The sequence below is a fragment of the Kitasatospora sp. NPDC053308 genome, from assembly GCF_055585785.1.
In genome coordinates, this window is sequence record NZ_JBVJJY010000012.1 from 20,911 (window position 1) to 38,351 (window position 17,441).

The 17,441-nt window shown below is 74.6% G+C and carries 9 protein-coding genes; 7 read left to right on the forward strand and 2 right to left on the reverse strand.

The window, feature by feature from the left end; genetic code table 11:
* Positions 1–53 precede the first annotated feature (53 nt).
* The 5 genes from ACZ6Y7_RS24820 (at position 54) to ACZ6Y7_RS24840 (ending at position 9,556) form a co-directional block, all read left to right on the forward strand.
* Positions 54–1,217, forward strand: coding sequence for a patatin-like phospholipase family protein (locus tag ACZ6Y7_RS24820; RefSeq protein WP_465760132.1), 1,164 nt, complete (start codon positions 54–56; stop codon positions 1,215–1,217).
* A gap of 117 nt (positions 1,218–1,334) precedes the next feature.
* Entirely contained in the window at positions 1,335–1,844 is a 510-nt protein-coding gene (locus ACZ6Y7_RS24825; protein WP_465760133.1) for a DUF6912 family protein, read from the forward strand.
* Between the two features lie 55 nt (positions 1,845–1,899).
* Entirely contained in the window at positions 1,900–2,556 is a 657-nt protein-coding gene (locus ACZ6Y7_RS24830) for an HAD family hydrolase (RefSeq protein ID WP_465760134.1), read from the forward strand.
* Positions 2,557–2,697: 141 nt separating this feature from the next.
* Positions 2,698–4,323: an L-glutamate gamma-semialdehyde dehydrogenase gene (gene pruA, locus ACZ6Y7_RS24835; RefSeq protein WP_465760293.1), complete on the forward strand. Its 1,626-nt coding sequence runs from the start codon at positions 2,698–2,700 to the stop codon at positions 4,321–4,323.
* A 286-nt stretch (positions 4,324–4,609) separates the two neighbouring features.
* Entirely contained in the window at positions 4,610–9,556 is a 4,947-nt protein-coding gene (locus tag ACZ6Y7_RS24840; protein WP_465760135.1) for an NAD-glutamate dehydrogenase, read from the forward strand.
* A 125-nt stretch (positions 9,557–9,681) separates the two neighbouring features.
* Here the strand turns inward: ACZ6Y7_RS24840 and ACZ6Y7_RS24845 are convergent, their stop codons facing one another.
* Both ACZ6Y7_RS24845 and ACZ6Y7_RS24850 read right to left on the reverse strand, forming a co-directional pair.
* Positions 9,682–10,536 carry a hypothetical protein gene (locus ACZ6Y7_RS24845; protein WP_465760136.1) on the reverse strand — a complete coding sequence of 285 codons (855 nt, stop codon included), beginning with the start codon at positions 10,534–10,536 and terminating at the stop codon, positions 9,682–9,684.
* A 175-nt stretch (positions 10,537–10,711) separates the two neighbouring features.
* Positions 10,712–13,576 (reverse strand): FtsK/SpoIIIE domain-containing protein, encoded by a 2,865-nt coding sequence (locus tag ACZ6Y7_RS24850; protein WP_465760137.1) that lies wholly within the window; start codon positions 13,574–13,576, stop codon positions 10,712–10,714.
* 411 nt (positions 13,577–13,987) lie between these two features.
* Between ACZ6Y7_RS24850 and ACZ6Y7_RS24855 the strand changes: the two genes are divergently transcribed.
* On the forward strand, positions 13,988–15,871 hold the full coding sequence (locus tag ACZ6Y7_RS24855; RefSeq protein ID WP_465760138.1) for a serine/threonine-protein kinase: 1,884 nt from the start codon (positions 13,988–13,990) through the stop codon (positions 15,869–15,871).
* Between the two features lie 257 nt (positions 15,872–16,128).
* Positions 16,129–17,382, forward strand: coding sequence for a serine/threonine-protein kinase (locus ACZ6Y7_RS24860; protein ID WP_465760139.1), 1,254 nt, complete (start codon positions 16,129–16,131; stop codon positions 17,380–17,382).
* Positions 17,383–17,441: the final 59 nt, after the last annotated feature.

A 17,441-nucleotide genomic window follows, 5' to 3' on the forward strand; every position in this document is an offset into this window, starting at 1 on the left:
GACCGGGAACCGCGGGGAGCGGGCAGCCGCCCCCACGACGACGGGCGGCCGGTATGACGACACGGGTAGCAGCAGCGGTCCCCGCCCCGGCGGCTGCGGGCACCGCTCCGCCCACCGCGGGCGGACCCCGGCGCGGGCTGGTGCTGGGCGGCGGCGGGATGCTGGGCGCGGCCTGGACGGTCGGCGCGCTGTGCGCCGTCGAGGAGGCCACCGGGCGGCAGCCGGGCGAGGTCGACGTCCTGCTCGGCACCTCGGCGGGGGCGATCCTCGCCGCGATGCTCTCCGGCGGGGTGCGTTCCGAGCAGCTGCGCGACCACCAGCGCGGCTTGCCGATCACCGCGGGCCCGCTGGCCGGGGTCGCCTTCGACTACGACACCGCCGTCGGCGGCGCGCTGCCGCCCCGCCCCCGGGCCGGCATCGGCTCGCCCGGCCTGCTGCGCGACGCCGTCCGGCACCCGCGGGAGTACCCGCTGCTGACCATGGTCTCGGCGATGGCGCCGCACGGGCGCGGCTCGCTGGCGCCGGTCGGCGAGTTGGTGCGAAGCCTGCTCGGCCCGGGCGGGTGGCCGGAGCCGGCGCGCGATCCGGGCGGCGGCGCGGGTGCCGCGGGCGCCGCGCTGCGGGTGGCGGCGGTGGACTACCGCAGCGGCCACCGGGTGGTCTTCGGCGACCCGGACGCCCCGGCGGTCGCCGTCGCGGAGGCTGTGATGGCCTCCTGCGCGATCCCCGGCTGGTTCGCGCCGGTGCGGCTGGACGGCTCGGCGTACGTGGACGGCGGTTGCTGGTCGGCCACCAACGCCGACCTGCTGCTCGGCCGGGGCCTGGACGAGGTGTACGTCCTGGCCCCGATGGCCCTGCGGCTGGATCCCTGGCCCGAGCGGGGCACCGGGGAGGCCGGGCGGGCCGAGCCCGCGGAACGGCCCGGGCCGGTGGAGCGCGGGCGCGACACCCTCGCCGCGCTGCGCGAGTGGCGCGCCCGGGACCGCCCGCGTGGCGTGCTGGCCCAGGTGGTCAGCCGCTACCGCCGCGCCGTCACCCGGCAGCTGCTGCGCGAGGCCGCGCTGCTGCGGGCCGAGGGCGTCCGGGTGCGGCTGCTCGCGCCGACCCTGGCGGACCTCACCGTGATGGGCCCGAACATGATGGACCCGGCCCGCCGCGGCGCCGTGCTGGAGAGCGCCCTGCGCACCAGTCGGGAGGCGCTGGGCGCCGTGCGGTGAATCGGACCGGTCCCGGCCGGAGGTGATCACGGGAGGCCGGCGGCGCTTATTCTTGGGGCGCTGGAGAATCCGTTCCGCTGGACGAAGCCCGCTGGACCGAACCGGAGAGTGCCACCGATGCGCGTGTACGTGCCCACCACCCTGACCGGCCTGGCGGCGGCGCACGAGGGCGGTGCCCTGGACCAGTCCGCGGCGTACGCCGTGACGCCCGCGTTGCGCGAGTGGTACGTCAGCGACGACCTCGAGGAGCTGGAGTACGCGGCGCTGAACCGGGCCGCGCAGTCCTCGCTGCGGCTGCTGGCCGCCGACCCGGACGCCCCGCGCCGCCGGGTCGTGGTGGCGCTGGACGTGGCGGACTCCGCGGTGAAGCCCTTCCCCGGCGACGAGTACCAGGACCAGGCCTCGCTCGGCCGGGTGGTGCTGGCCGGTCCGGTACGGCTGGCCAAGGCCGCCGCGGTGCACGCGGACGTGGCCGACGACGAGGTGGTCACGGACGTCGCGGCGGCGGTGGCCGCGGTGGCCGCGGCCGACGCGGGCGACCAGGACGCGCAGTTCACCGTGGACGGGGCCGAAGACCACGACCTGCTCTGGTTCGCGACCCAGGAGATCCCCGGGCTGCTCGCCTGAGCCCGGGAGCCCCGTCCTACCGGCGGGTCGGCGCCGCGCGTTACCGTTGTGCCCCGTGCGCACTCACATCGTTTGGGACTGGAACGGCACGCTCTTCCACGACATGGAGGCCGTGCTCGGGGCGAGCAACGCCGCGTTCGCGACCATCGGCGTCGGGCCGATGAGCCTGCAGGAGTACCGCGAGCAGTACGAGATCCCGATCCCCCGGTTCTACCAGCGGCTGCTCGGCCGGGAGCCCTCCCGGGAGGAGTGGCTGAGGCTGGACGACGCGTTCCACGACCGGTACCGCGAGCTGAGCGCGGCCTGCGGGCTGACCGAGGGGGCGCGCGAGCTGATGGACGACTGGCGGGCGGCCGGGCACAGCCAGTCCCTGCTGTCGATGTACGTGCACGACCAGCTGGTGCCGCTGGTCGACACCTTCGGACTGACCGGCCACTTCCTGCGGGTGGACGGGCGCAGCGGCCCGGCCGGCGGGCAGAAGGCGGAGCACCTGGTCCGGCACCTGGCCGCGCTCGGGGAGCGGGTGGACCCGGCCCGTACCGTGCTCATCGGCGACGCGGCGGACGACGCCCTGGCGGCGCTGAGCGTGGGGGCGAACGCGGTGCTGTACACCGGCGGCTCGCACACCCGGGAGAAGCTGGAGCCGGTCGGCGTCCCGGTGGTGGACACCCTGGCCGAGGCGGTCGAGCTGGCGGGCCGGCTGGCCGGCTGACCGACGGGCCGTTCCGCGCGTCGAGATCCCGGTAGTGGCGGGCGCCACGTCCGCCGTCCGCGTGTCTGAGCGGGCGGATCCGGTCCCCGCTGGTCAGGCTGGTGGGACCCGAGCAGCCAGCAGGACGGAGCCGCCATGCCCATCGACGCAGTCACCGAGGTACCGACCCCGGTCAACGAGCCGGTGCAGGCGTACGCGCCGGGCAGCCCGGAGCGGGAGCGGTTGGTGCGGCGGCTGGACGAGCTGGCGGCCGAGCAGGTCCCGCTGCCGATGACCATCGGGGGCGAGCAGCGCTTCGGCGGCGGGGAGCGGATCGACGTCGTCCAGCCGCACCACCACGCGGCCAAGCTCGGCGTGCTCGGCAACGCCACCCGGGAGGACGCCCGGGCGGCGGTGGACGCGGCACTCGCGGCCGGACGGCAGTGGCGCTCGCTCTCCTTCGACGATCGCGCGGCGGTCTTCCTGCGCGCCGCCGAACTGCTGGCCGGGCCCTGGCGGGAGACGCTCAACGCGGCCACCATGCTCGGCCAGTCCAAGACCGTGCAGCAGGCCGAGATCGACTCCGCCTGCGAGCTGATCGACTTCTGGCGGTTCAACGTCCACTTCGCCCGGCGGATCCTGGCCGACCAGCCGCTCTCCTCGCCCGGCGTGTGGAACCGCACCGACCACCGCCCGCTGGAAGGTTTCGTCTACGCGGTCACCCCGTTCAACTTCACCGCGATCGCCGGCAACCTGCCCACCGCTCCCGCGCTGATGGGCAACACCGTGGTCTGGAAGCCCGCGCCGACCCAGACGCTGGCCGCCCACCACCTGATGCGGCTGCTGGAGGCGGCCGGCCTGCCGCCCGGGGTGATCAACCTGGTGACCGGCGACGGCCTGCAGGTCTCCCCGGTCGCGCTGGCCGACCCGGCGCTGGCCGGGCTGCACTTCACCGGCTCCACCGCCACCTTCCAGTCCCTGTGGCAGACCATCGGCGCCAACATCGGCGGCTACCGCAGCTATCCGAGGATCGTCGGCGAGACGGGCGGCAAGGACTTCCTGCTGGCCCACCGCTCCGCCGACCCGGAGATCCTGAAGACCGCGCTGATCCGCGGCGCCTTCGAGTACCAGGGCCAGAAGTGCTCCGCGCTCTCCCGCGCCTACCTGCCGCGCAGCCTCTGGCAGCGGATCAAGGACGACTTCCTGGCCGCGGTGGACGCGCTCGCGGTGGGTGACGTGACCGACCTGTCCAACTTCATGGGCGCCCTGATCGACCGGCGCGCCTTCGAGAAGAACCGGGACGCGATCGAGCGGGCCAAGGCCGACCCGACGATCGAACTGGCGGCCGGCGGCCAGTACGACGACGCGATCGGCTGGTTCGTCCGGCCGACCGTCCTGGTCTCCTCCGACCACCGGGGGGAGATCTTCCGCACCGAGTACTTCGGCCCGATCCTCGCCGTCCACGTCTACGAGGACTCCCGCTGGGACGACGTGCTGCGCCGGGTAGACGGCGGCGCCCCGTACGGCCTCACCGGCGCGGTGATCGCGCAGGACCGTTATGCCATCGCCCAGGCCGTCGAGGAGCTGCGCTTCACCGCCGGGAACTTCTACATCAACGACAAACCGACCGGCGCGGTCGTCGGCCAGCAGCCCTTCGGCGGGGGCCGGGCCTCCGGCACCAACGACAAGGCCGGGGCCGCGCAGAACCTCCTGCGGTGGACCTCGGCCCGCTCGATCAAGGAGACCTTCGTGCCGCCGATCCGGCACGGCCACCCGCACATGGGCTGAGAGTGAACATCAGCCTCCGGTTTGGACATGGTGTCCAGGACGGACCCGACATCCTGCAGGTTTGCGCCTCCCTGTCCCTGTGCACCTTCGATTGATCCGGTTAGGCTGGCTGGCGTCGTCGGGTGGCTTGCAGGACGAACGTGACGTCCTACCCACTGGGAGGACGTTTCATGCGCGCCATGAGCCCCTTTCAGTCGGATGGTGCGGCAGGATTGCGGCTGACCCGTCGGTGTACATCCACACACCACCGAGTCACGCAACGGCGCGCGACAGGAGCCAAGAAGTCATGCAGACCAAGCTGGACGCAGCCAAGGCCGAACTGCTCAAGAAGGCAGCCGCAGCCGCTGAGAACAGCCAGGTGGGGGGAGCGGCGCCGGGGGAGGGTCTGAGCAACGGCGCTCTGACCGCGTACCTGCACCACTACTACCTCCACACCGCGCCCGAGGACCTGGTCGACCTCGACCCGGTCGACGTCTACGGCGCGGCCGCCTCCCACTACCGCCTCGGCCTCAAGCGCCCGCAGGGCACCGCCGAGGTGCGGGTCCACACCCCCTCGGTCGAGGAGAACGGCTGGTCCTGCGGCCACACGGTGGTCGAGGTGGTCACCGACGACATGCCGTTCCTGGTCGACTCCGTCACCAACGAGCTGTCCCGCCAGGACCGCGCGATCCACATCGTGATCCACCCCCAGCTGCTCGTGCGCCGTGACATCACCGGCAAGCTGCTGGAGATCCTGGACGTCGACGCCTGCTCCCGCAGCCAGGCCTCCGCCGCCGACTGGCCGGCCGACGCGACCGTCGAGTCCTGGATGCACATCGAGATCGACCGCGAGACCGACCGCGAGGACCTGCGCACCATCGAGAGCGACCTGCGCCGCGTGCTCGGCGACGTCCGCGAGGTCGTCGAGGACTGGGGCAAGATGCGCGAGAGCGCGCTGCGCCTGGCCGACGAACTGGCCGAGCAGCCCCCGGCCGGCCTGCCCGAGCAGGAGGTCGGCGAGGCCTGGGAGCTGATGCGCTGGCTCGCCGACGACCACTTCACCTTCCTCGGCTACCGCGAGTACGACCTGGTCGAGCACGAGGGCGAGGAGGTCCTCAAGGCCGTCGCCGGGACGGGCCTGGGCATCCTGCGCGCCGACCCGCACAGCCACGACGACCGCCACCACTCGGTCAGCGAGGCCTTCGGTCGCCTCTCCGCGCCGGTGCGCGCCAAGGCCCACGAGAAGAAGCTGCTCGTCCTCACCAAGGCCAACAGCCGCGCCACCGTGCACCGCCCGGCCTACCTGGACTACGTCGGCGTGAAGAAGTTCAACGCCGCCGGCGAGCCGATCGGCGAGCGCCGCTTCCTCGGCCTGTTCTCCTCCGCCGCCTACACCGAGTCGGTCACCCGCATCCCGGTCGTGCGCCGCAAGGTCCAGGCCGTGCTGGAGGAGTCCGGCTTCTCCAGCGAGAGCCACGACGGCCGCGACCTGCTGCAGATCATGGAGACCTTCCCGCGGGACGAGATCTTCCAGACCCCGGCCTCCGAGCTGCTCTCCATCGCCACCAGCGTGCTCTACTTGCAGGAGCGCCGTAAGCTGCGCCTCTTCCTGCGCCAGGACGAGTACGGGCGCTACTTCTCGGCGTTCATCTACCTGCCGCGCGACCGCTACACCACGCGGATCCGGCTGCTGCTCACCGACATCCTCAAGGAGGAGCTGAACGGCGCCACCATCGACTACACGGTGTACGCCACCGAGTCGGTGCTGACCCGCCTGCACTTCGTGGTCCGGGTCGCCCCGGGCACCGAGCTGCCGCAGCTCACCGACTCCGACATCGAGCGGATCGAGAACCGCCTGGCCGAGGCCGCCCGGTTCTGGATGGACGGCTTCCACGACCAGCTGCACCTCGAACTGGGCGAGGAGAAGGCCGCCGAGCTCGGCCACAAGTACGCCAACGCCTTCCCCGACGGCTACCGCGCCGACTTCCCGCCGCGCACCGCCGTCGCCGACATCAAGCAGATCGAGTCGCTGCACGGCGAGGGCGACTTCCGCCTGAACCTGTACCAGCCGGTCGGCGCCGGCGACGACGAGCGCCGCTTCAAGATCTACCGGGTCGGCGGCCCGATCTCGCTCACCGAGGTCCTGCCGGTCCTCCAGCGCCTGGGCGTCGAGGTCCTCGACGAGCACCCGTACGCGCTGCGCCGCTCCGACGGCACCACCGCGTGGGTGTACGACTTCGGGCTGAAGCTGCGCGAGGCCACCGACCTCACCGACGAGGCCCGCGAGCGCTTCCAGGAGACCTTCGCCGCCACCTGGACCGGCAAGGCCGAGAACGACGGCTTCAACGAGCTGGTGCTGACCGCCGGGCTGACCTGGCGCCAGGCGATGATGCTCCGCGCGTACGCCAAGTACCTGCGCCAGGCGGGCTCCACGTTCTCCCAGGACTACATGGAGGACGCGCTCCGCAACAACACCCACACCACCCGCCTGCTGGTCAACCTGTTCGAGGCCCGGCTGAGCCCGAGCCACCGGTCGGGCGCCCTGGAGCTGACCGAGGGCATCCTGGAGGAGCTGACCGGCGCGCTCGACGAGGTCGTCTCGCTGGACGAGGACCGCATCCTGCGCTCCTTCCTGAACCTCATCAAGGCCACCCTGCGGACCAACTTCTTCCAGCACGCCGCCGACGGCGACTGGCACTCCTACGTGTCGATGAAGTTCGACCCGAAGGCCGTCCCGGACCTGCCGGCCCCGCGCCCGGCATTCGAGATCTGGGTCTACTCGCCGCAGGTCGAGGGCGTGCACCTGCGCTTCGGCAAGGTCGCCCGCGGCGGTCTGCGCTGGTCCGACCGGCGCGAGGACTTCCGTACCGAGATCCTGGGCCTGGTCAAGGCGCAGATGGTCAAGAACACCGTCATCGTGCCGGTCGGCGCCAAGGGCGGCTTCGTCGCCAAGCAGCTGCCGGACCCGGCGGTGGACCGCGACGCCTGGCTGGCCGAGGGCATCTCCTCGTACAAGACCTTCATCTCGGCGCTGCTGGACATCACCGACAACCTGGTCGGCGGCGAGGTCGTGCACCCGGCCGACGTGGTCCGCCATGACGAGGACGACACCTACCTGGTCGTCGCCGCCGACAAGGGCACCGCGACCTTCTCCGACATCGCCAACGGCGTCGCGGAGTCCTACGGCTTCTGGCTGGGCGACGCCTTCGCCTCCGGCGGCTCGGCCGGTTACGACCACAAGGGCATGGGCATCACCGCCCGCGGCGCCTGGGAGTCGGTCAAGCGCAACTTCCGCGAGCTCGGCGTCGACACCCAGACCGAGGACTTCACCGTCATCGGCATCGGCGACATGTCCGGCGACGTCTTCGGCAACGGCATGCTGCTCAGCGAGCACATCCGCCTGGTCGCCGCCTTCGACCACCGCCACATCTTCCTCGACCCGAACCCGGACGCGGCCGTCTCGTACGCCGAGCGGCGCCGCCTGTTCGACCTGCCGCGCAGCTCCTGGGACGACTACGACAAGTCGCTGATCTCGGCCGGCGGCGGGGTCTTCCCCCGGTCGGCGAAGGCGATCCAGCTCACCCCGCAGGTCCGGGCCGCGCTCGGCGTCGAGGCGACCAAGCTGACCCCGGCCGAGCTGATGAAGGCGATCCTGCAGGCGCCCGTCGACCTGTTCTGGAACGGCGGCATCGGCACCTACGTCAAGGCCTCCACCGAGACCAACGCCGAGGTCGGCGACAAGTCCAACGACGCCATCCGCGTCAACGGCGAGCAGGTCCGGGCCCGGGTCATCGGCGAGGGCGGCAACCTCGGCTGCACCCAGCTCGGCCGCATCGAGTACGCGGCCACCGGCGGCCCCGAGGGCACCGGCGGCTGGATCAACACCGACGCGATCGACAACTCGGCCGGTGTGGACACCTCGGACCACGAGGTCAACATCAAGATCCTGCTCAACCAGGTCGTCGCCGAGGGCGACATGACGGTCAAGCAGCGCAACGCGCTGCTGGCCGAGATGACCGACGAGGTCGGCCGCCTGGTGCTGCGCAACAACTACGCGCAGAACGTGGTCCTGGCCAACGCCGTCGCCCAGGCGCACAGCATGGTCAACGTCCACGCCCGGATGATCAACCGCTTCGAGGCGGCCGGACAGCTCGACCGGGGCCTGGAGTTCCTGCCCACCGAGCGCCAGATCCGCGAGCGCCAGCAGAGCGGCCGTGGGCTCTCCCAGCCCGAGATGTCGGTGCTGCTCGCCTACACCAAGATCATCCTGGCCGACGAGCTGCTCGCCACCGACCTGCCCGACGACCCGTACTTCCGCACCGTGCTGCACGAGTACTTCCCCAGCGCGCTGCGGGCCCGGTTCGCCGACGCGATCGACAGCCACGCGCTGCGCCGCGAGATCATCACCACGCTGATCGTCAACGACACGATCAACCGCGGTGGCTGCACCTTCGCCTTCCGCCTGAAGGAGGAGACCGGCGCGACCTACGAGGAGATCGCCCGGACCCACACCGCCGCGCGGGCCGTCTTCGGCCTGGAGACGATCTGGGGCGAGATCGAGGGCCTGGACAACCAGGTCCCGGCCCGGGTGCAGACCAAGATGCGCCTGCACTCGCGCCGCCTGGTCGAGCGCGCCACCCGGTGGATGCTCAACAACCGCCGCCAGCCGCTCGACATCGCCGGCACCATCGAGTTCTTCCACGACCGGGTCAACCAGGTCTGGGGCTCGCTGCCCAAGCCGCTCCGCGGCGAGGACCTCGCCTGGTACGAGTCGGTCTACAACGAGCTCGCCTCCGCCGGCGTGCCGGAGGAGCTGGCCACCCGGATCGCCGGCCTCTCCTCGGTCTTCCCGACCCTGGACATCACCGAGGTCGCGGACCGCTCCGGCAAGGACGTGGCCGAGGTCGCCGAGCTCTACTACGACCTGGGCGACCGGCTGCAGATCTCGCACCTGCTCGACCGCATCATCGAGCTGCCCCGCACCGACCGCTGGTCGTCGATGGCCCGGGCCGCGATCCGCGAGGACCTCTTCGCGGCGCACGCGGCGCTGACCGCCGACATCCTGGCCTGCGGCCCGGACGGCGCCGCCCCGGAGGAGCGCTACGCCGCCTGGGCGGAGCTCAACGGCACGCTGCTGAACCGCGCCAAGAGCACCCTCGACGACATAAGGGGTTCGGACAACTACGAGCTGTCCAGCCTCTCGGTCGCGATGCGGGTCATCCGCACTCTGCTGCGCACCGGCTCGATGCGCTGACGGACAGCCGCACCGAAGGGGTCCGCGTCCACGGACGCGGGCCCCTTCCGCATGCGTGGACGCGGTGCCGCGCGGTGCCGCGCGGGGCCGGACGGGGAGGGGCCCGGGGGCGCGCGTACCCCGTCTCAGCAGCAGGGAGCGGGGGTGAGGGGCCCGTGCCCGCGCAGCGCCGCGCGGGCGCGGGCGATGCCGCCGGGGAGGGCGGCAACGCCGGTGCCGACCGGGGTGGTTCTGGTGCCGAGGCCGGCGCAGGGTCGGCAGATGCCGGGGCGGGGCACCGGGTCGTGGCACGTGGCGCACTCCGCGTAGGTCGGTGGCTGGGGTCCTGAATGCGCGGGTGGCATCTTGCGGCGGAGGCGGTCGCGGAGGATCGCGGCCGGCGAGTGCAGGGGCGAAGGCAGCCCGGGGATCAGGGCCTGGGCCAACTCGGCCGCCGTGCTGCCGCGTTCCAGCCACTGGGCGACGAGCGGCGCCAGTTGCAGGGCCTCGCCCTCGCCGAGGCGCAGCCGGGGCTCGGGCCGGATCGCGCGGAACAGCGCTGCCACCGCCCTGCGGGTCTGCTCATCGGCTTGCGTCAACTGGACGGGGAGGGTGGGTACTTCGTCCGGGTTCTTTACGGAAGGAGTGGCAGCGGGGCCGGTACTCCGCTCACCGGCGGCCGGGTGGGGGACAACCGGTGCCGCTGAAAGCTGGGGCGTGTCGAAGACGTGGGCCTCGGAGCGCACGGTGCCGTTGGGCAGTCGAACCGTGTCGACGCGGTAATACCCGGCGTCCTTGAGCTCCTTGAGCGCCCTGCGGACGGCGCCGCGACCCTGCGGGCTGGTGTCGGCCATGTGCCGCCCGTCCTCGCGCCAGCCGTCGGGGCGGGAGAGCAGGTCCGCGAGGAGGCCCCGGGCGGTGTAGCTGAGGCGGCGGTCCTGGAGGAGGCCGTTCGGAAGTACGGTGAAACAGCGCGCGTGGGCGCTACGATGAATCTGCATTGGGAGTGGTAGCTCCTGTGCCGGACCCCGGGGTGTTCCACCACCGCCGGGGTCTTCCATGTTCTGTTGATGATGCGGAAAGTAGCACAACGGCTACACGGAGTGCGAACCGCTCCCTTGTCCTGCGCGGGAAGTCGACTGGATCGACTTCCCGCGCGGGACAAGGAGGGCGGGGCTACCGGGCGGCGGCGCGCTGGAGGGCGCTGGCGAGGAGGGCGAGGTCGGTGGGCCCGTTGCCGAGTTCGCGGACCGGGCGGCGGGCGGGCGGGGCGCCGAGCTGGAGCGGGTCTATCGCGACCACGGTGGGCCGCAGGGTGGCGGTGCGCGGGATGCGGCCGCTGATCCGGGCGGTCTGGAAGGCGGTGACGCCGCCGTCCGGCAGCCGGAGGTAGCCGCGGCCTGGGGTGTCCTCGGGGAGGGCGGCCGCGTCGCCGAGGTGGATCAGCACGTCGGAGTCGGCCGGGTCGTCGGTGCGCAGCGCGATCCGCAGCAGGGCGGCCTCGTCCACCTCGGTCCCGGCGCTCTCCTCCGGGCGTCCGGTGGCGACGGCGAGGTGGACGCCGAGCGGGCCGCCGCGGCGGGCGACGTCGGCGAGTGCGCGGGCGAGCGGGCGGCCGGCCGGGGAGGTGGGCGAGAGCAGGGCGTCGTAGTCGTCCACGACGACGACCAGGCGGGCGGGTACGGGCTGGGCCGGCCCGGCGGGCGCCGGGGCCGCGACGGGCCGGGAGCCCTCCGCGCCGCGCGGCGCGATGATCCGGGCCGGGGCGGCGGCACCGGCGCCGACGGTGACGGGCACCGGCACCTGCGGGTGGTCCGAGGCCTCCTGCCGGTCGGTCTCCCCGCCCAGCTCCTGGCGGCCGTCCAGGATGCGCGCGGCGTGCCAGGAGGCGAAGTCCAGCCCGTCGAACAGCCGCTCCCGCAGGGCGAGTTCGTCCTCCAGTGCCTCGGCCGCGAGCAGCGCGGCGCGCGGGTCGCGGGCGGCGTTCACCAGGCCGGTGACGTGCGGGAGCTCGGTGCAGCCGTCCAGGCCGTCCTCGGTGGCCCGGCCCTCGACGATCGTGACGGCCAGCCGCTCGGGGCGCTCGGAGACGGCGAGCGAGGCGACCAGGGTGCGCAGCAGTTCCGTCTTGCCGGAGCCGCGGGCGCCGCCGATCAGCAGGTGCGGGCCGCCCGGGTCGGGGGAGGGGAGGGCGAGCTCGGGGTCGGCCAGGTCGAGCGTGCAGAGCTCGTCCCGGGTGGTGCCGAGCAGCGCGGTGGCGGCGCCGATGCCGCTCGCGTGCGCGGCCCAGCGGGCGGACAGCTTGGCCGGGGTGACGGTGTCGAGCTGCAGCAGGTCGAGCAGGCGCAGCGCGTCGGGCAGTGGGCCGCGGGCGGCCGGGGCGGCCTCGCGCAGCGGGGCGAGGACGCGCGCCAGCCGCTCGGCCCAGGCGTCGGAGACGGCGTCCAGCGAGACCTCGTGCAGGGTCTCGCGGCCCCGGGCGACCGGGCGGTCCAGCGAGAGCTGGGTGCCGACCTCGCCGGTGATCAGTGCGGTGGCGCCGAGGCCCCGGGGGAGCAGCTCGGGCTGTTCGGCGAGGCAGATCGGGAAGATGCCGACCGCCGGACCCTGGCGCAGCAGCAGGTCGAGCGCCTGCCGGGCGGTGTCGGTGGCCGGGCGTCCGTCGACCACGACGACGGTGGCCGGGTGGCCGCCGAGACCGCTGGGGCCGCTGAGCCGGGCGGTGAGCTCGGTAAGCCGGGCGGTGGCCTGGTCGGCGTCCAGGCCGAGCAGCAGGCGGCAGTCCTGGCCGTCGAGCGGGCGCAGGTGGGGGAGCCACAGGGCCCAGGCCCAGGTGTCGGCGCGCTCCTCGGGGGCGCGGGCCGGGTCGGCGTCGACCACGACCAGGCTCAGGCCGCTCGGCGGGTGCAGCGCGGCGAGCTGGGCGACGACGGCGCGGGTGAGCGCGTCCAGGCGTTCGCGGGGGCCGCAGAGGCCGAGGCTGCCGGCGGTCTGCAGGTCGAGGGTGACCGGGACGGCGGGCAGCATCGTGCCGGGCGTGGTGCCGGGGCCGCCCGGGCGGTCGGCGGTGCCGAGCCGCAGGGTGAGCGCGTCGGGGTGGCCGGGGCCGCGCTCCCACAGCCGGGGGCCGGGGCCGACGGCGTTGAGCAGCAGGGTGGCGAGGTCGGGCCAGCGCTCGCGCTGGGCGGCGGCCTGGCGCAGCCGTACGGCGGTGTGGTGGCGTTCGGCGCTCTCCTGGCCGGGGGGTTCGGCGGTGCGGCCGGGCAGCAGGGAGAAGAGGCCGCGGCCGCGGCCCGGCGCGGGCTCGGGGGCGGCGGGCGGCTCGGCCACGGGCGGCGCGGGCCGGGCCGGGCCGGGGGCGGCGAGCTGGAGGTGGCCGTGGCCGTCGGGCAGGGCGGCGCGGGCGGACCCGGCGGTCTCGACCGGGTCGGCGGCGGTCACCTGCAGGGTCGACTCGCCGATCCGCAGCAGGGCGCCGGGCTCCAGGGGGACGGCGGCCTCGGCCGGGGCGGGCGGGACGAGCCGGCCGTCCAGGGTGGTGCCGTTGGTGGAGCCGAGGTCGCGCACGGAGATCCGGCCGTCCTCGGTGAGGTGCAGGGAGAGGTGCAGCCGGGAGACGTCCGGGTCGTCGAGCGGGACGTCGGCCTCACCGGAACGGCCGATCCGGATCTCCCGGCCGTGCAGCCGGTGCACGCCGCCGGCGTCCGGACCGCCGATCACGCGCAGTTCCGCGGCGGCCCTGGTGTCGTCGGCGTCGTCGTCGGCGGTCGGGTCGGGCTCGTTGAGGCTGAGGACGGCACCGTCGAGCAGCGGGGGGTGGCCGAGCAGGGTGTGCTCGTCCACCCGGTGCGCCCCGGCGTACAGGTGCACGTGGGTGGCGGCCCGCGGCCCGCGCACGCCCACGGCGCCGGCGAGGGCGCCCGCGATGGCGCCGAGCGCGGTGCCGACGGGCGCGGTGACCAGCACGTCCACGTAGGGGATGGCGGAGCCGGCGGCGGTCGGGCCGCTGCGCGGTCGGAGGACGGTCAGCCGGATCTGCATCTCGCCCGCGGGTCCCTTCTGCTGGTGTGAAGCCTGGTACCCCGGCGCCGTCGCGGACGCACCGGGCGGCCGCGGCGACCCCATTGGGCCACACGAGTGGCGAGTGTCCATCCTGCCATCCGTCACGGACGGTCCGCGCACGGTACCGGATTTGACGATCTTGCGATCATCGCCATCGTCGAGGCGACGGTGGGTCAGGTCAACCACTGTCCCGGCGGCTCCCTGAGCAGGGCCGCCGACTCCTCCGGGTCCTCCCCTAGGGGAAGTCCCCCAACCCTCCTCGGATGGCCCGCCGCTCCCCCCGAAAACCCGAACGGACACCGTTAGAGTGGCCGCAGACACGGGCCCGGCAGGCTCACCGCACCGGCGGAGGAGCGCCCCGCGCGGGCGGCACGGCGAGGAGTGCGACAGGTGCGGCCAGTCGGCAGCAAGTATCTGCTGGATGAGACCCTCGGACGGGGTGCGACCGGCACCGTCTGGCGCGGTGTGGTGCGCGAGGACGTGCGGGTGCCGGGCAGCGAGCCGGGCCAGCGGGTGGCGATCAAGGTGCTGCGCGAGGAGCTGGCCGCCGATCCGGACGTCGTGATGCGCTTCCTGCGCGAGCGCTCCCTGCTGCTGCGGCTGACCCACCCCAACATCGTCCGGGTCCGCGACCTGGTCGTCGAGGGCGAGTTGCTGGCCCTGGTGATGGACCTGGTGGAGGGCCCCGACCTGGCCCGCTACCTGCGCGCCAACGGCCCGTTCAGCCCGATCGCGGGCGCCCTGCTGATGGCCCAGGTCGCGGACGCGCTGGCGGCCAGCCACGCGGACGGGATCGTCCACCGCGACCTCAAGCCGGCCAACGTGCTGCTCGCCTCCACCGTGGTCGACGGCGTCGAGCAGATGCACCCGCTGCTGACCGACTTCGGGATCGCCCGCCTCGCCGACTCCCCGGGCGTCACCCGCACCCACGAGTTCGTCGGCACCCCCGCCTACGTCGCGCCGGAGTCCGCCGAGGGCCGTCCGCAGACCTCCGCGGTGGACGTGTACGGCGCCGGGATCATGCTGTACGAGCTGGTCACCGGCCGTCAGCCGTTCCAGGGCGACAGCGCGCTCGCCGTCCTCCAGGCCCACCTGGCGCAGGAGCCGCAGCGGCCCAGCACCATGCCCGAGCCGCTCTGGACGGTGATCGAGCGCTGCCTGCGCAAGGACCCGGCCCAGCGGCCCGGTGCCACCTCGCTGGCCCGCGCCCTGCGGGTGGTCGCGGCGGGGGTCGGCGTGCACGCCTCCCCGGCGGCGGTGGACGAGGCGCTGGCGGTCGCCGCCCTGCTGCAGCCGGACCCGCAACCCACCGTCGTCCCCGGCACCGCCCCCGCCGTCCCCGGGGTGCCGGCCGGCACCGAGGACCGCACGCAGGTGCTGCCCCCGAGCGCTCCCGGCGGCCAGCAGTACGACCCCGCCGCGGCGACCCGGGTGATGAGCACCCAGCCGCCGCCCGCGCCCCCGTACGGCGCCCAGGACCGCACCCAGGTGATGCCGCCCGCCGCCGTGCCGCCGCCCCCGCCCGTCGCGCCGCCGGCGCCGCAGGAGGAGGCGCCGCACCCGTGGCAGACCCAGCTGCGGGCGGCGCGGGACCGCAACCAGCAGACCCAGGTCGGCTACTTCGGCCCCGAGGACTACGAGGAGTACGGCGAGCCGCAGGTCGCGCCCGCGCCGTACCAGGCCGGACCGGGCGGGCAGCCCGGCCAGGGCGCGCCGGGCGGACGGCCCGGCTACCGGCCGCAGCCGCCGGGCGGCTACCGGCAGGCCCCGCCGCCCGGCTACGCCCAGCGCCCGCCGGTGGCCCCGCCGCCCTACCAGGCCGGACAGGGCGGTCAGGCCGGACAGGGCGGCCAGAGCGGCCAGGGGGGCCGGCCCGGCGGCCGCCCCCAGCCCCCGGGCGGCTACCGGCAGGCCCCGGCCGGGTACGGCCGGCCGCAGGGCGACTACCCGCCGCCGCCCGCGCCCACCCCGGTGCCGCGCCGGGCCGACCCGCCCGCGCCGCAGTACCGGGAGGCCCCGTCGCGCCGCGAGGAGCCGCCGCGCGAGCGGGCCCGCCGCGAGCCCGCGCCGGCCCGCGAGCCGCGCCCGCGCAGCCGCAACCGGATGTACATCCCGGGGCTCGGCTGCCTGAAGGGCTGCCTGATGGTGCTGCTGGTGCTGGCGGTGGCCGCGCTGGCGCTGTGGAACTTCACCCCGCTGCCGCACTACTGGGACAACGTCGTGGGCTGGTTCGACTCGGCGCGGGACTGGGTGGACAGCGTCGTCGGGAGGTAGCGCCGTCCGCGCCGTGGCCCGGGCGGTCCGGGCGGGGTCCGAGGGCCGGGGCGGTCCGCCCCAGGCCCTCCGCCCCCTGCCGGAGGCGAGATTGACGCTTTGTCGACAATTCACGAGATTTCCCGCCCGAGACTCCCGCTCCGGGCCCCTCAGGCGGCCCCCGCAGGGCCTCCGGGCGCGTAGGTTGGTCGCTGTTGTCCCGCCCCACCGAGCGAACCGGACCCCCGGAGCGCTCCCGCGCCGCCCACGGAGCAGCATTGGCACGCAAGATCGGCAGCCGGTACACCGTCCACCAGGTGATCGGCCGGGGTTCGGCCGGGACGGTCTGGCTCGGTGAGGGGCCCGACGGCCCGGTGGCGGTCAAGCTGCTGCGCGAGGACCTGGCCTCGGACCAGGTGCTGGTCGGCCGCTTCGTCCAGGAGCGCACCGCGCTGACCAGCCTCGACCACCCCCGGGTGGTCGGCGTACGCGACATGGTCGTGGACGGCAGCGACCTCGCCCTGGTGATGGAGCTGGTCCAGGGCACCGACCTGCGCTCCCGGCTGGAGCGGGACGGCGCGCTGCCCCCGCAGACCGCCGCCTCGATCATCGCCGACGTCGCCGACGGCCTGGCCGCCGCGCACGCCGCCGGGATCGTCCACCGCGACGTCAAGCCGGAGAACGTCCTGCTCGACCTCGCCGCCGCCCCCGGCCCCGGCGGCGCCCCGCGCGCCAAGCTCACCGACTTCGGCGTGGCCCGCCTGGTCGACGCCCCGCGCCGCACCCGGGCCACCCGGATCATCGGCACCCCCGACTACCTGGCCCCCGAGATCATCGAGGGCCTGGAGCCGCGCGCCGCCGTCGACATCTACGCCCTCGCCACCGTCCTGTACGAGCTGCTGGCCGGCTTCACCCCCTTCGGCGGCGGCCACACCGGCGCCGTGCTGCGCCGGCACGTCACCGAGCAGGTGCCGCCGATCCCCGGCCTGCCGGACGGCCTGTGGCGGATCATCTCCGAGTGCCTGGCCAAGGCCCCCGCCTCCCGGCTGCGCGCCGCCGAGCTGGCCGCCCGGCTGCGCGAGCAGCTGCCCTCACTGGCCGGCCTGCCGGTGCTCGTCGTGCCCGCCCAGGGCCGCGCCCCGGCCGAGGAGCAGCTGACCCCCGGCGAGGCCGTCTACGCCGAGGTCGACGCCGGCCCCGGCCTGCACAAGCGCCGCCGCGGCCCGGCCGTCCCGCTGGTGCCCGGCGCCGCGCCGGACTCCACCCGGGACACCCACACCAGCCTGCGCCGCCCGTCCGCCGAGGAGCTGGCCGCGTACGCCGCCGAGTCCCGCGCCCAGCGCGCCGCCCCGGGCCACCGCAGGGACCGCCAGGCGCTGCTGCGCCGCCGCCGGGTGTTGGCCGTCCTGTTGGCCACCGTGCTGCTGCTGGCGGGCGCCGCCGCGGCCTGGACGGCCTTCGCGGCCACCGGCCCGGACGCCGGCCACCCGGCCCGCCCGGCCGTGCACGGCACCGCCCCGCGGGCGCCGTAGCGCGGCCGCGGACCGGGCCGTGACCCCGGGGGATCCGGGGGTGTCGTCATGACCACCCC

Bases quoted from the DNA above. Each gene is read 5' to 3' on its own strand.
- ACZ6Y7_RS24820 (WP_465760132.1), top strand. From the start codon at position 54: ATGACGACACGGGTAGCAGCAGCGGTCCCCGCCCCGGCGGCTGCGGGC.
- ACZ6Y7_RS24825 (WP_465760133.1), top strand. From the start codon at position 1,335: ATGCGCGTGTACGTGCCCACCACCCTGACCGGCCTGGCGGCGGCGCAC.
- ACZ6Y7_RS24840 (WP_465760135.1), top strand. From the start codon at position 4,610: ATGCAGACCAAGCTGGACGCAGCCAAGGCCGAACTGCTCAAGAAGGCA.
- ACZ6Y7_RS24845 (WP_465760136.1), bottom strand. From the start codon at position 10,536: ATGCAGATTCATCGTAGCGCCCACGCGCGCTGTTTCACCGTACTTCCG.
- ACZ6Y7_RS24850 (WP_465760137.1), bottom strand. From the start codon at position 13,576: ATGCAGATCCGGCTGACCGTCCTCCGACCGCGCAGCGGCCCGACCGCC.